8 protein-coding genes are annotated in these 15,862 nt (G+C 47.0%); all 8 read right to left on the bottom strand.

Features of this window, described 5'->3' with window-relative positions; all coding sequences use genetic code 11:
* Positions 1-93 precede the first annotated feature (93 nt).
* On the bottom strand, positions 94-4,596 hold the full coding sequence (locus ABTV53_RS23900) for a collagen binding domain-containing protein (protein ID WP_433747210.1): 4,503 nt from the start codon (positions 4,594-4,596) through the stop codon (positions 94-96).
* Positions 4,597-4,760: 164 nt separating this feature from the next.
* Positions 4,761-5,888, bottom strand: coding sequence for a transglutaminase domain-containing protein (locus tag ABTV53_RS23905; protein WP_433747213.1), 1,128 nt, complete (start codon positions 5,886-5,888; stop codon positions 4,761-4,763).
* Between the two features lie 430 nt (positions 5,889-6,318).
* The gene (locus ABTV53_RS23910) at positions 6,319-8,712 is read right to left on the bottom strand and encodes an S-layer homology domain-containing protein (RefSeq protein ID WP_433747216.1); all 2,394 of its coding nucleotides are present in this window, start codon (positions 8,710-8,712) and stop codon (positions 6,319-6,321) included.
* A gap of 225 nt (positions 8,713-8,937) precedes the next feature.
* Positions 8,938-9,864, bottom strand: coding sequence for an alpha/beta hydrolase (locus ABTV53_RS23915; protein WP_433747219.1), 927 nt, complete (start codon positions 9,862-9,864; stop codon positions 8,938-8,940).
* A 166-nt stretch (positions 9,865-10,030) separates the two neighbouring features.
* Positions 10,031-10,657 (bottom strand): bifunctional 4-hydroxy-2-oxoglutarate aldolase/2-dehydro-3-deoxy-phosphogluconate aldolase, encoded by a 627-nt coding sequence (locus tag ABTV53_RS23920; RefSeq protein ID WP_433747222.1) that lies wholly within the window; start codon positions 10,655-10,657, stop codon positions 10,031-10,033.
* Between the two features lie 254 nt (positions 10,658-10,911).
* The gene (locus ABTV53_RS23925; RefSeq protein ID WP_433754334.1) at positions 10,912-11,982 is read right to left on the bottom strand and encodes a glycosyltransferase; all 1,071 of its coding nucleotides are present in this window, start codon (positions 11,980-11,982) and stop codon (positions 10,912-10,914) included.
* Between the two features lie 1,034 nt (positions 11,983-13,016).
* Entirely contained in the window at positions 13,017-13,733 is a 717-nt protein-coding gene (locus ABTV53_RS23930; RefSeq protein WP_433747225.1) for a glycosyltransferase family 2 protein, read from the bottom strand.
* Between the two features lie 221 nt (positions 13,734-13,954).
* The gene (gene xylB / locus ABTV53_RS23935; protein WP_433747227.1) at positions 13,955-15,448 is read right to left on the bottom strand and encodes a xylulokinase; all 1,494 of its coding nucleotides are present in this window, start codon (positions 15,446-15,448) and stop codon (positions 13,955-13,957) included.
* Between the last annotated feature and the right edge of the window lie 414 nt (positions 15,449-15,862).

Below are 15,862 nucleotides of genomic sequence, written 5' to 3' on the forward strand. Positions count from 1 at the left end.
GTATATTCACACCGTGACTCTGGGTCACGTGTGAAAGCTAGAGGGTGTTTTTATCTGAATATAATGATCTGTTCCTGCATTACGTACTGCAATCTAACGTTGAAGCTGTTGTCTGCGGCGGAAGTACATGAATCCCGCGCTACCTAGCGCCATCAGCATCATGCCCACAGCAGTGTAAGCCATTGTGCTCTCTTCACCTGTTTGTGGCAGCATTCCCTGAGATCCAGAATTTCCGTTTGGCTGTGATGCAGAATTTTCATTGCCCTGTGATCCATCTGTATCCGTTCCAGCCGGAGGTGCGAGTGCACCCTCCCCATCCGGTGCATCTGTATCCCCAACTGGAGGTGCAGTGTCGTCACCGTTGGAAACGCCAGGTGAAGGAGGAGCTACTCCGTTATCTTCATCTGTTGGAACTTCGGTTCCGTCTTCAGGTTCAGTAGGTCCAGTAACAACTGTGCCTGGGATAGACGTTTCTGGTGTTTCCGGTCCCGGTGTTACTGGTTTCTCCGGATTTGGTGTTACACCCGTGGTAGGTGTTCCCGGATTATAAGGTCCACTCGACCCACCACCCGATACCGGAATAGCCTGATTTGTTTTTTCCACAACTACAGCTTCCGTTTGTATGTTCGTAATCTCAAATGGTACGGGTGTTGTGTCCAAGATATATCCGTTAGGCGCTTTTATCTCAACCAACTGATATTTATTGATATCCAGGTCTTCAAGTACAATTACACCTTGTTGATTGGTTGTCAGTGTAGCTTCATCCAGACCTGTTACCTTGTGGAACTCCCAATTCCCATTTGCATCCATCAATGCAGTTTGAGCCCGCAATTCAAACACAGCTCCTTGAAGATGCTGAGTTCGACCCGCATTGGTTTTAATCAATTTCACGGAACGATCATTTTTTTTATTTTCAATGGTCAATTGAGTTTCCGGTTTGATAATAGATACAAGCGTCTCCGGCTGTTCAATAACAAAGCCTTCTGCCTTGGTCTCTACTAATGTATATGGGCCATAGTCCAAACCGTCGAATTCAATGACACCATTGAGATCGGTTACTTTTGTATCGATAGCAATGTTGGAACGATCACGCAATTCGAATTCAATTCCGCTTAATACGGACTGATCCTTGGCATTTACTTTGGTAACGACAAGTTTACCACCTGCACCCATTGCATTAGAGTTCGTCAATGTAATACTCTCCGTCTGATTCTCAACAATCGTGAACGGAATTGGTGTAGCATCCAATTGATAAAACTCAGGTGCCACAACTTCTACCAGCTCATAATCCCCTGGCAACAGTCCACCTTTGGCGATCTTCCCATCTTCCCCTGTCGTTAACTCATCGATTTTCTCTCGCATTGCGCCGTCCTTGGAGTACAATTCGAAAGTTGCACCTTTAAGTGTCTTGGAGGAGTCCACCGCATCTACCTTGGTTAATTCAAAGCCTTGACGAATCTTTTTATTTTCAATTTCAAAAGCAATATCCGCATCCTTAAATTCAATCGTTTTACCTGAGGCAGAGCCATATTCAGGATCAACCAAGTATCCTGCCGGTGCAGATAATTCTTTTAACTTATAAGGTACACCGTTGGTTAGATTGTTTAATCGATAGTTTCTGGAGCTTTCAACCACACCATTCTCGTCCGTTGGTTTCAATGTTTCCAGGAGCGTAGTTCCAGACGCATTATAGATTGCGAATATGGCTCCTTCCAGTGGAAGCCCAGTATCACTGACTTTGTGAATTCTGATTTTGCCCAGACCTGTAGAGGCTCCTCCACCTGCTCCAGCCAAGGAAACTTTGATTCCCGACTGATTACCTTCTCCGATTACCGAGGAAGATTGGCCTGCAAATTCAACCTTATTCTCAATTCGGGCGCCATGATCCGCATTAATATAGGACTGATATTCCAAAATGAATGCAGTATGGATATCTTTCTTGAAGGTGAAGGTAAATGTATTGTCCTCCACAACCAATTCATAATCAGCCGGATCAACCAGTCCAGCCTTGGTGGAGACATTGCCTGAATTGTTGGCAGGCAGGTTCGTTGCATATAATTTCAATGAATCAGCCAATAAAATTTGGTTCTCCGACAGGGTATCTGTTAATGGAGAACCCGCTGGAACATAAGATTGACTTGGATTGATATTTACCGTCCATGATGCTTTATCCGTTGTACCGATCTGTTGACCTGTTTTTTGTACGTACACACCACCGTGAGCAGGCGTGACGCTCGCTGATCTGTTAAAGCGCTCTTCACCGCCCTCACCATCGGTTAGTACGGCCTGGTTGGCATACGTGCCTTCCACGGAATAAGATCCATCCAGGCTCGTTTGATACTGAATGCGATAAGCTCCTTTGCCGATGTTACCCAGATCCAACGCAAAACCTTTACCGTCCGCGTTCAGCTGGAATTGTCCATCAGTCAGCGCAACCTCGCCACCGATTGCAGTAACATTATTTTCTCCCTGCAACACCAGCTCATGAACCTTTAATGAACCGTCTACGAAAGATTGGTCTCCAGTGTAAGCATCCTTGAGAATTGCATCCTGAATATCAAACAAGTTATAGTTTACATCAATTGTCCAGGTGATCGTTTTATCTTTGGCGCTATATTCACCCTTTTTGTTACCATTTTGAATCGTGTAGTCTTGAGGTTTGACCATAGCCGATTTGGTAATCGCTGTTTGTGCTACATTGGACTCTTCCCAATCGATCTTGGCCGAGTTGCGATATTCATCATTCGTTGGCATACCTGCTGTTGGATCAAAGCTTGTCTTATAAGTAATAACATGCTCCGTACTAAGCGTTACGCCGTCCTTCAAGCGAAGTGAGAATCCTTTTTCATACGTAGGATCAGCCGGCTCGGGAATCAGTTCAAAGTCGTCTTGGTTAACACCGCTCACTTGAAGACTACCCGGAATCAGTTTCATATGACTGCCTTCGTAATTGTCGGTGATGACGATATCCGTCATGTCCTGCAAATCACGGTTCAACACCATCTGCCATTCGATTTCTTTTGTGTTGAAGTTTTCACTTTTTACACTCTTTGCAAAAATGACTTCTTGAATGTCTCTCCGGCCTGTTTTCGAAGTACCATCATACATGTTCACTGTGTTCGTAATGGTGTCATTTGTATAAACACGATGAATGGATTGTGTATCGTATTCGATCTCATAGGCCTTTGTAATATCGTTTTTAAAATGTAATCTGAAGCCATCATCGAAACCTGTACCCATCGCTTCGAGTGTGTATTCATTCGGATTGATCAGTGTTCTGTTCGAAGCTGCTCCACTTGCATTAATGTCCACTTGATACACGTTGACGGAATTGTTGATCAGTTGCTGTTTTGCCGTATCAAAGCGGTCTTCAATCCATGCATTCGTTTGCATGATTTCTTGCTGATTGTAGTTATATTGAACTTTCCATGTGATCGTCTGTGTCACTGGATCATACGCACTATCTTGCCCTGACTTGTTCAAAGGCTCATTAAAACTCACTCGAACTCGGCCAATATCTGTTTCGTCGTGCTCGCTCTGATCCGTTGTAAGCGCAACCTGGTTTTGATACTCCACGTTGGTGAATGGAGCAGTGGTTGGTGCTTTAACACTCGTTGTATAGGTTACACGATAGGCCTTTTCTGTGTCTCCTAATACAATTGGAAACTGTGGTTCGGTTTGAACGACTGGACCTTCTTTTACAGATCCATTCAATTGCACTTGCAATTCACGAATTTCGATATTGCCCTTGAGTTCCAAGTCTGCTGGCAACGTATCTGTAAGAACCGCATTTTTCATAGCCTTCTCGCCTTGGTTAAAATCTACGGTCCATTTAATTTCATCCGAGTTGAAGTTATTTTTGTTTGCGCTTCCCGATTTCTTCAACTTATCTACGGCTGTGTTGGCAAAATGTACATCAATGCTGCCCTGCCCCACGGAACTAAAATCTATCTGTTGTTTCAAGCCATCTTCCATCTTGCTCTCATCAAACTTAATCCACACGTAGAAGTTACCTTCCAGCTGCGCATGCTCGATCAGTTCATTAAAGGTAAACACGATTGTGCCATCTGGATTCACCACATACTCTCCAACACCACCATCCAGATTACCTTTAAGCTGTGATCCTATGATGAATTTATCGGGCAAGTTGAAGGTGTATGTGGAACCATCGCTGTAGTTGTGGTTGTCATCTGCAAGCCCCCATGTAAAGACGACAGCCACCTCATCCTGAATACGTGGACGAATATCCTCAATCTTCTCGCCTTTGATTTCGATCGTTCCATTCCCATTGTCTTGCGGTGCCTGATTGTACATCTGCACACTGGTAATCAAATGTTCTGTAATTACCGGACCAGCAGCTGCCATAGCTAAACTACTCTGGTCAAGATCTCCCTCCTCTTCTTCCGGAGTGGCAGCAAGGTTGTTCACCTCTTCCGAATCTGCCAAACCTTCTTCTGACGCTGTATCACTCATTGCACTGGCTGGCAAATTAGTCAATTCATCCTGAGCATGCATGGTTGGTGTAAATATCCAACCCTGCATCATTTGCGTGACCAGCAACAGAGCAATGATCACTATGCTCACTTTTTTCCTCATTTTTTGCATATCCTCCTCGTACGTAGTGTTGGCATACGCCGAAGATTAGAATAGCAAAGCGACCTATACAAAAAATAGACAACACTAAAACCCTCGTTTTTGAACACAAAGTTGAATGCAAAAAAGGACACTCCGTAAGCGGAGCATCCTGTTCAAAACGGTTGTTATCGTGTCCAGTTAATTTTGACGCGCAGATCGGCAGTACCTTCCATTTTGGACACATAATAAGAGATCGATTTCATACCAAGCTGGTACAAACCCTGCAAATCTTTAATCAGTCCAGCCTCTGTACCCTTGTACCTGAACGTGAGCGAGGTTCCGCCTTCCTTCAGTGTACTTTGAACCTTGGTCTTCAGCGCAGCATGACCTTTGACGGCATCCTGTTCATCATACAGGGAATAGTCCAGAGCATGGTACAGCTTCTGATGAGCGGCTTTTTTGCTATCTCCGGCCTTCACCAGCTTTAATAAAGCTTCTCGATATGGTGCTGGCGCTGCGGGGTACTTGCTTTTGCCTGTCCAGATATGGTCACGTGCCATCTCATCATCGCTCAGCAAATAATAGCTGTGGCTAACCTTACCTTTGCGGTCAGGGGTAGGATCATCCCAGGTGGTGTCCATGTGATACCACTTGCCGTCCAGGTTCACAATATTCCAGGCATGAAGCTGCCCGCCTGCTGTACCTTCCACAATCCGGTTTTCGATACCTACTCGCTCCAGCATCCGATAAGCCAGCAATGAATATCCCTGACAGACGGTACTGCCTGTAACAAGACCGTCATAGGCCGTATATTTCTTCAGAGAGGTATCGTAGGAAAGGTTAAGTACAATCCAGTCATGGATGACCTTGACCTTCTCATGATCCGTCATGCCTGGTTTGATGATTTCTTTCAACACGTTCGTGACTTTACGATTCACATAATCGGTCTGTTCCTTGGTCTCCCGGTAGGAGAGAGTCACATGCACCTCGGCCGACACATTGGAGCCTTTATAATTAAATGCGTAACTTTTAACGGTATATTGGATATAGGGGTCACTCTTCATTGCCTCATCGATGGAGGTTTGTAATTGTTTTTTGAGGCCTTTCACATTGCCTTTGTATGTAAAAACAAGTTCCTCCGTTCGCTGTGACATTGCGGTAAGCAAGGTCTGGCGCAAATCTGTTGTTGTGGATATATCTGATGTTCCTGATGCAGCATACAGTTGATCCAGATCAACCGTACGTGGTAACGCTACAGCAATCAGACAGCCTGCCAGCAGTATGGTGATAATTCGTTTCCCGTTCTTACCCATGAAAGGAACCCACCCTTCTTTGCAAAGTTCTCACGCCCTATTGTATCACAAAAGGCTCTGGCGTCATTCTTCTATATCATTTCAACTAAAGAATATTTACACTAACACTCCGATGTCAGAACAACTTTCCGATCGCTGTTATCCCCAGATTTTTTTGATCCTTTATTCAAAAGGAAAAATCCGGTGATAGTGTATGCTTCCGACGTAGCTTTCTTTCAGAAAGCTTTTAGGCGCACGCTTCGCTTCCTCAAGTTATTTCTGACCTCTCCGTTATCGTGTAAATGTTAGTTGATATAATATAATTTTTGTAAAAATTAAATCAAAAGAGACCTTCTATGGAAGGTCCCTTTGATCTTCAGTTCAATGAATCACGAGTACCCGTTATCTTCATCCTATGATTGATACGGGCTTAATATGAGTGATATCTCGTCTAATACAGACGATTGCCACTCATAAACGTATCGGTCTTGCCTTGAAGCTTCGCAAGTCGTTCCAATACCTGTGAAGCTTCAGCTACCGTCACTTTACGTGCAGGCATGAATCGTCCTTCAATCGAAGGAAGCAATCCCAGTTTCAGACTCAGGGAAACCGCTCCCTTACTCGTAATGGCACTGGCATCCGCAATGTTGGGAAGATCCGATGGCAATGTGTAGAATCCGGCCAGCTTCTCATAGCGTAATATACGCACAAGCAGCACTGCCAATTCTTCACGTGTCATCTCTTCCTGCGGATTCAGATTCTGTTCAGGGTCCGCTCCGGCAAGCCAGCGTTGATCGATTAATGCCCGAACTGCCTTATAATACGGGCTATCAGGCGTCACATCAGCATATAACTTGTCTTCTCCGTCCCCACTGTAGTACAGATCCATATTTGGATTAATTGCTCTTGCCAGATAGTTAAACCAATCTCCTCGAGTAATCACACGATCCGGGAATACACGTCCCTGCTCATCCGCAACTAATACGCCATGCTGTGTCATATTGCGAAGCGCAGCTTCGGCCACATGGCCCGAGATATCCGTGGGTTCCGTCTTGGTTGCAGAGCTGGTGTCTCCGTATAAAGGCGTCCACTTTCCTGTGTTCGCATCCAGCGCTTCATAGTTTCCATAGATTGAATTCTCATCGCGTGTAGGCATATAAGCAAGATTCACCCCCGCCGGGATGACTTGACCACCGTTCAACCCATAACCGCCATAACGGGAATACGCCAGAACCAACTTGAACTCCTTCAGATAGATTGCCTTGGCCTCTTCATAACTGATGGCTGGCTTAAGATCTGCCGGCAGTTGTTCCGGCGTAGCAGCAATACGCGTATAGAACTCGTTAATTGTACCGTTGTTCAGTACCTGTACTTGTGCGGTATCATCCTTAACCGGAATTCCGTTCAGATAACGCTGGAACAAAAATGTGCGAGCATCGTCCACCTCAATCACGTTGGCAAGTCGGAACTGCTCCGTTGCATCTGGAACTAGTGCAATGACTGTATTCATCGCCAGTTTCTCCGCCTGCTTCCTCGTTACGGTGCTTCCTTCCTTCTCTATAGCTGGCTTCTCCTGCTCCATCTCCGATCCCATTCGTTGCATCATCGTATAGCTGTAGATCTGTCCAGTGACAGCATCGACCTGTGCTGAGATATCCCGCATAAACATATAGGACATATTGGCACTTCGATCGCTCCAGCTCAGACTCCATACCTGATTGTTCGGACTTGAGTAATATCCCTTGCCCAACTGGCTATGTTCCAGCTTATAACCCTTGGGAATATCAAAGTTCGTTGCAACCCGATTGGCGGCCTGCTGAACATTTAATCGCGCACCAGTCGCCGGGACAAAAGGAATCACATCGCCTTTCAACTTCGTATCCTGCTGTAAAGAGTTCTCATCTACAGCTTTACCTGTTAATGTGTTTATCCGTTCCAACGTATTGGCTTCAATCGGAACGATACTGATATCTTTCGGTGTATATGCAAGATAGTACTGCTGACCCTGTTTGGAAGACAGACGATCTTTGGAGATATAAGCCAGTTCCACTTCGAACTGTTCTTCAAACTGCTGTCTGGCCTTCTCTTCTGAAGCTGCCGGTTTCGATGAGGGATACTTGGCTGCGGTAGTACCTCGCGAGTAACCTGTCACCCAACCACTTTCGTCCACATTGATGTAGACCGTCTCTGCGTCAGATAACAATCCGTCATGTTTTAACTGGTAACCATATCGATACTCTGTTCTGCCAAACAACGACTGTTGTTCGATCGAAGAATACAGATCTCCAAGCGGAGCATATTCATTATCCTTAAGACCTGGAATCGCTTGGTACAACAATGCCACGGCCTTTTCTTCGGCTTCAGCTTTGGTTAGCTTCACATCCGATGCCGAGACATGTTTATCCATGACATCCGATGGCAAATGTACACTTAACACTTCCCCTGTGCCTGCATGTACAGTTGCACTGAATCCTGATGTATGATTGCCTTGCGTAATCTGGAATCCAATCTCCCATGCCTTGTATTCTGGCGGTGGATAGGAATTAGGTGAATCGAATCGTGCAGATGAGATCGTTGCTTTTTTTAACAATGGAAATAATTTAAGTATATTCTCACTGGCTTGCCTGGATGAGATTTTCGCTCCCTCAGGCACGTCATTGCTGGTTGCGTCTAGTTGATCATTTTCCCCCGTTGTCGCTTCATTCACCTGTTCTGCTTGCGCGGCTGATGCACTGCCTGCAAAACCTGGTGTTTGCGAAGCAAGCAGCAGTGTTGCCATCGCTGCAGTTGTTGCTTTGGTGGCGAACATTTTGATGCGTACATTAAACTTCCAATTCAAACTCAAATCTCGACCTCTCCCTTCAATTTCATACAAAGAAGCATAACAAATAACCTCGCATGAATATTGCCAGTCTATTCTATGATACCATAAGCTTCCTTTTTAATCGTCGTTTTCGGCGCAAATTTACAAATGTGAATTTCTGCATATTGCTAATAACAGCAAAAAAACGCCAACCACGTTGGCGTTTTCTCTGTTAGCCTGCACGCTTATGTAGGCTGATTCTACCTGTTAACTACTCGCTATAGACGAATCGTTCGACTTCACTTGTCCTTGGACATGGGTTTTCAAAAATGGAATAACGGTATCCCAGAAGGCGGGATCTTCCTCGGAACAACTGTGTCCTCCGCTGTTGACCCACAGATGTTCAACAGGCGGATCGGCTTTGGACATAAAGTATTCAAGCTCACTCGGGGGAATGAAATTATCTCCCTTGGAGTGCACCATAAGCATCGGCAGTTGCATCCCCCTGCGCCGTTCATTCAGCATCATCACCGGATCACGCTGACGATAGGATTTCAAAGATTCACCCAGTCGCCAGAACCAGATTCTCGGAATTAACTGGGCTAGTGGAAACAAGGGCAGACGCCGGCGTCTCAGCTCTGAACTGACGATTACCTCAAATTGCGATGGCATCGAGTCCGTGATCACTGCTGATACTGGAATTCCCTCCGTCACTGCAAGAATCGTGCCCAGTCCACCCAAAGAATGTCCAAGCACTCCAATGGCATCTGCATCAATCTCTGGTCGTGCAGTTGTATACTGCAACGCCGCGAGCAGATCATCCCGGAACAGGTAGGCAGATGCAGCACGAACCGGATCGCTGGCCCCATGACTACGCACATCATACATAAACAAGGCATATCCCGCTTCCCAGATCGGCCTTGCATAACGAAGAACACGGGAGCGATTGGAGCCCCAGCCATGTGCAATAATAACGAGCGGCCATGGTTTCGGAATGTCGGCTCTGGCCGGGATGAACCACCCATGCACCCGACCTCCCCCACTCTCAAAGGTCACGTCCTCAAATGGCATTGGAGGTGTCAGGGTGATAGGGATTTTCTTGGGCGTCTGGCTCTTTACCGCCGCCTTCCATAATCCACCTGCCGTTACTGCAGCCACGGCGAGCATTCCGCCTATCATTGTTTTAGCTTTCACAAGGCATCTCTCCTCTCCGGCTCTGACATACGTCCATCATAAGACAATAGAATGAACTGCACGTTAAACGACATGGGTTTTTATGATAAAGATTGGTTCAAAAATAATCTAAAGGCATCCTCATATATATACCCAAATATACATATTCCTCATCTGACACTGGAGTCTAGGCTTTAGCTGCTTCCACAAATCTCCGTGCACATGCTGCAATCTGCTCATGATCTCCTGCTATAAGGGCTTCTCGTGGTAAAAGTGCACTTCCCAGACCCACTGCAGCTGCGCCCGCTGCATAATAATCAGCAATATTCTCCAGTGTGGCACCACCTGTTGCCAACAGAGGAATGTGGTTCAGTGGGGCTTTGATCTCCCGCAGATACGGAATGCCCAGACTCGCCATCGGAAACAGCTTCACAACTCGTGCTCCCGCTTCATGGGCAGCGACAATCTCCGTGGGTGTCATGGCTCCAGGCCAGATCTCGACACCATGTTCTACAGCATATTCAATGACAGACAGATCGACATTGGGAGACACCAGAAATTGTGCGCCTGCAGCGACTGCTTCCTTTGCCATCTGCACATTCAGTACTGTACCCGCTCCAACATAAGCTTTTCCTTCATGCCGCTCCCTCCAGTCTGCAATAATATCATGTGCTCCAGGTGTATTCAGTGTGACTTCCATCAGTCGGATTCCACCACTTGTCATACCTTGTCCAGCTGTTACTGCCGCTTCACGGCTAATACCGCGTACGATTGCGACCAGCCTCGATTCCAATAATACTTCCGTCAGATTCATATCCAGTTCCCCTTGCTTCATCAATTCGGCAGCCGAAGACAGGTAATCATGTTCACCGCTTTTCCGTTATTCATTATTGTAAAGCATATCCTCCCCTGGATGAAATACATTAATCCATTTCTGAAGTGAGTTCCGAATTCGAGAGATACTATAAAATGATTGCATTTCAACGTAAAAAACCTCTTCATGGGAACATGGGCTGCTTCACCCATTCAATTCCACGAAAGAGGCATCATTGCATTGCCAACGAAATACTAGGCATTTTCCAACACGTTATCCTTCTCCAAATCTTTAAAGTATCGATCGTTATATAACATGCTCGGATGTGTTGGATGATAGGCGAGTGCGATATCATTATGTTCCCGGGCCTTGGCACGATTACCCATCCGGTCATAACACACACAGAGTTGCAGATGCGGCATCCAGGTCCAGGCTGCTTCATTCAGCACTACCATAGGATCATCAGGACGCACAGCACAAGTCGCCTGTTCGTACCAGAACAGGGACTTGCGATAATCTTCACGGTCGGCAAAATAACCACCCAATCGACAGCAAATCTCGGCTCTTGGCAAATCATAGGCAAATGATCGGAACAACGCCGTGACTTCCTGCTCCGGACGTTCAAGTGCAGCTTCACAATCCGCAATTTTCTGGCAAGCAGCGATCTGATCTTCCACCCAGCCCAGCCCGGTATCCAGAAACTTCTCATAATACTTCACCGCATCCTCATGCTGTCCATGGTCCTTCAATTCATTACCGAAATAGTACAAGTCACGCGGTCCGAATTCCTCTCCGGCCTGTTCCCTTTTGCGATAAATCCGCAGATTCCGATCGGTATACTCCTTATCTTTCTTGTGGGTAACCGCGATATCACTATGCAGCAGATTGCCCGCTACAGCCAGATATTCATGGACCGCGCCAATCCAGCGAAATTGCCGATCCCGACGCACCAGGCGATTCCGGCGCAGGCTGTAGGATACTTTTCCATCTACCGTGAATGACAGATTATAATCCATCGTGACACTATCAACATCCGGGTCCAGCGAGCGTTTCAAGGCGATCAGTTTCGCCCGATCTTCCGGTTCGAACACATCGTCGGCATCCAGCCACAGAATATATTCACTCTTTGCCTGATCGAAGGCATAGTTGCGTGCTGCTGCAAAGTCATCCACCCATTCAAAATCAACAATTCGATCCGTATATCTGGAAGCGATCTGACGGGTACGATCCGTTGAACCGGTATCAACGATTACAATCTCATCGGCAATACCGTTGACCGAGTCCAGACATCTGGCGAGGGAAGCTTCTTCATTTTTCACAATCATACACAGGGTAATACTGATCGTCTCCTCCCCTCGTCTGGCCCTGCGGTTAAAGGCAGATACCCCCGGTAGTTCGGACAAACGATAGATGTGGTACGCCGGGAAATGAGTATCGACGAACAAACGAAAGCCCAGTGCCTGAGCACGGATGCAAAAATGACGATCTTCGCCCCAGAAGGACACATTGGGAATCTGGTCATATGAAACTCCTGCTGCCAGCACATTTTTGCGGATAAGGGTACACGCCCCTAGCCCTCCCACTTCATAACAACCCGGGATCCGCAGCTGATTTAGAAAAGCAGTCGTTTGTGTGCCCTCGTCCTCCGCCTCGGTTCCGTCTAATGTTTTGCCACCACGGCGATACAAGGCATACTCATCTTGCAACCATACCTGTGGCATTTCCCTGGCATCCGGCTGCCAGCGGGTCCAAAAGATATTGGATACAATGTCTTTGCCACTCGATACAAGTTGCTCCAGCGTCCGTGGATGCAGCACCAAGTCAGAATCAATCAGGAAAACCGCATCGTAATGATTGTCGCGTGCATATTGCAGTATGCGATTTTTCAAACCGGCTACACGCCAAATCTGCTCATCCTGCCAGTAGTGTCCTCCCTCATCTTTGGTGTACGCCCCTTTGTTGTCAGGACTACCGCTGTCATGTTCATCTGCTTGATTAACCGTTCCCTCATGCTGAAGCACAAATTCACGCAATATATTCGATGCGGCTTCTTCCACGTTATCGTCTACAAACAGATAATCCGTCTTCACTGTTGTTCGTTCAAGTGCATGCAGAGAATCCAGAAATTCACGCAGCACCGGAGTTGTCTGACGAACCGGGCTGGCAATCAGTATTCTTTCCTGGACAAGCGCTTCAAGATTTTCCGATTGGCGGGTTTCCTGCGATTTAGCAGAACGTCTGGACGGTGGACGATTACTCTGATTCTCTTTCTCATGTGAATTCAGCTCTAGTTGAGGTTGGGATTCTGCTTGCGATTGGCGTAAAGGGTCTTTCTTCAACGTGCTCACTCCCCCTCTCCTTATTCGAACCATGCCAACAGTCGTGGCTCTTGATCCAATATCGATTCATACTGTTCCTTCCAACCGTATCTTGCTTCAGGGTCCAGTGCTTGATAGCGTTCATATTTGCGGATGCGGTCTTCTTCCCGCGCCCAACCATAGTGCTTCACCCGGGGAGCATGACATCCATAAGACCAATGCTGGATCGTTAACGGAAAACGACCACAATGCTGTGGTGTCTCCTTCCATTCATAGTTCATCCCCGGATGATAACGAATCAGAAATGGCCGATAATAGGCATGGGCCTGCCAGAACTCATCTTCCCGGTAATGCGTCTCACTCCACATATCAAACAATCTGAGATAGATCGCATCTTCATTGCCACTGAGCAGCAGATCCCGTACCAACCCAAAGTCATTGGTTAGAATCTCATCCGCATCCAGATTCAAAATCCACTCCGGACTGGTCGCCACCGTCTCTTCCCATTGTTGTTTCCTCAGGCTTACCTCATCTGCAAAACGTGAAGCTGCGTTCTCCACCAAGACGAGTGGAATACCGTCCAGAAGTTCCCGACACATCGCAACCGTTCCATCCGTGCTCCCGTCATCAATAATTACTGCGCGATCAATCCAGGCGCGATGTGTCTCCAAGGCCTGCCCGAGATACCGATTCTCCTCATTACGAACAATCATCGACAAGGTAATATGTGGTCTTCCATGCTCCTCATGTTCATCCAAAGCTTCACCCCCATGCTCAAGCTTCTATCTATTAAAATGTCGGACACACGATGCCTGGACGAATTACAATTCTCTATTTCCAATCTATGCAGAGCGGGAATGCGGATATGCAGGGCAAGTCAACCTTTCATGGGGTTAATCTTGATGAACGACAAAAAAGCACCCGCCTTCGCGGATGCTTTTAAAGGTAATCACAAGATTAATGTAGTGAAGTAAATAAATTAACGGTATTCAGCCAAACGATCATTGAGACTACGTGTCTGTCCATAGACTTCCTGATAGAGTGCGAACAGTCCATCATAGACGGCAACCGTTTCCGGGTTCGGCTCATAGGACTTCGCTGGACGAATAAACGCCGTTGCACATTCCTGCAAGGACGGGAACCAGCCACAACCATAGGCAGCCAGCATTGCTGCACCCATCGCAGGACCCTGTTCGCTCTCCAGCTTCACAATCGTGGCGTTAAAGACATCCGCCTGCATTTGCAACCAAGCTTCGTTCTTAGCACCGCCACCAATGGAGATGACTTCATTGACGGTTTTACCTGCACCACGCAGAATATCAATGGACTCGCGTAGTGAGAAGGTAATGCCCTCCATCACCGCACGTCCAAAGTGCTCCAGCTTGTGTCCTGCATCCATACCGATGAAGCTGCCACGGATATTCGCATCCGGATGAGGTGTACGCTCCCCAACGATATATGGTGTGAACAACAATCCGTTGCTGCCCGCCGGAATCTGATCAATGCCCTGCAAGAGCACATCAAATGATTTGTCCGCTGCAAACGTATCCTTGAACCAGGACAGGCTATATCCTGCGGCAAGTGTTACCCCCATAATATAGAAGGCATCTTTCTCCCCGTGATTAAAAAAGTGTACTTTGCCTTCGAAGTCGAGATCTTTACGCTCTTCGTAGGAAAGCACAACCCCGGACGTTCCGATGCTGCACATCGTCTGTCCTTCACTAAGAATACCTGCGCCGATGGCACCGCATGCATTGTCCGCACCACCTGCATATACTTTCGTCGCAGCCGCCAGACCCGTTTGATCCGCAATCTCAGGCAACAAGGTGCCCACTTCCTCAAACGATTCCACAAGACGTGGACAAAGGGAAATTGGTAGATCCAATGCTTCTGCAATCTCTTTGCTCCACTGTTTGCCTGCAACGTCCAGCAACAAGGTGCCTGCTGCATCGGAATAATCCATGGCGTAATCCCCTGTCAGGCGATAACGCACATAGTCTTTGGGTAACAGGAATAAAGATGCTTGCTGCAGCAGTTCAGGCTCGTTCTCCTGAACCCACAGAATTTTTGGCAAGGTAAAGCCTTCAAGGGCGCGGTTCCGGGCAATGCTTAACAGCTTGCCATCCAGCACTTTTTCGATCCGGCGGCACTGAGCCGTTGTGCGTGTATCGTTCCACAGGATAGCATTCCGTAGCGGTTTACCTTCGGCATCTACCAAGACCAGTCCATGCATCTGTCCAGAGAAGCTCATACCTTCAATTTCCGAAGGCTGCACACCAGACACTTCGAGCAATTTGCGCAGGGAAACAATCGTCTGCTCTACCCAATCTTCGGGATTTTGTTCACTGTATCCAGCCTTGGGTTGGTACAACGGGTATGCCTCGGATGCTTCAAATGCCACTTTTCCTTCACGATTGACCAACACGGTTTTGACCGCACTGGTTCCCAGATCGACGCCAATTACGTAACTCATAAGTTAACTCCTCTCGTTTATAACAAGATTGTATGAATGAAACCTTTGATGCTCATGGGTCACTCCGTGATCAGAAAACCCTTGGATCGCCGTTACCCCCGGATTTCCTTTAATCCCTTTGACAAGGGAGAAATCCGGGGATAAGCCTATGCTTCCGAAGCCAGCTTTCTTTCAGAAAGCTCTTAGCGAACGCTTCGCTTCCTCGGGTCCTTTCTGCTCACTTCGTTCTGCATGTACCATTTTAGAAGAACATTTATATCAAACAGTAAAAACGTACTCGTTTTTGTAGCGAAAAGATGATCCAATGACCTTGATTCGTCATTGGTTATAAATGAAACCCTTGATGCTCATGTGGTCACTACGTGATCAGAAAACCCTCGGATCGCCGTTACCCCCGGATTTCCTTTATACCCT

Source organism: Paenibacillus amylolyticus, from assembly GCF_050990605.1.
GTDB lineage: Bacteria > Bacillota > Bacilli > Paenibacillales > Paenibacillaceae > Paenibacillus > Paenibacillus amylolyticus_H.

Excerpts from the sequence above, each read along its gene's own strand:
- ABTV53_RS23900 (WP_433747210.1), bottom strand. The coding sequence starts at position 4,596 with ATGAGGAAAAAAGTGAGCATAGTGATCATTGCTCTGTTGCTGGTCACG.
- ABTV53_RS23905 (WP_433747213.1), bottom strand. The coding sequence starts at position 5,888 with ATGGGTAAGAACGGGAAACGAATTATCACCATACTGCTGGCAGGCTGT.
- ABTV53_RS23920 (WP_433747222.1), bottom strand. The coding sequence starts at position 10,657 with ATGAATCTGACGGAAGTATTATTGGAATCGAGGCTGGTCGCAATCGTA.
- ABTV53_RS23925 (WP_433754334.1), bottom strand. The coding sequence starts at position 11,982 with ATGATTGTGAAAAATGAAGAAGCTTCCCTCGCCAGATGTCTGGACTCG.
- xylB (WP_433747227.1), bottom strand. The coding sequence starts at position 15,448 with ATGAGTTACGTAATTGGCGTCGATCTGGGAACCAGTGCGGTCAAAACC.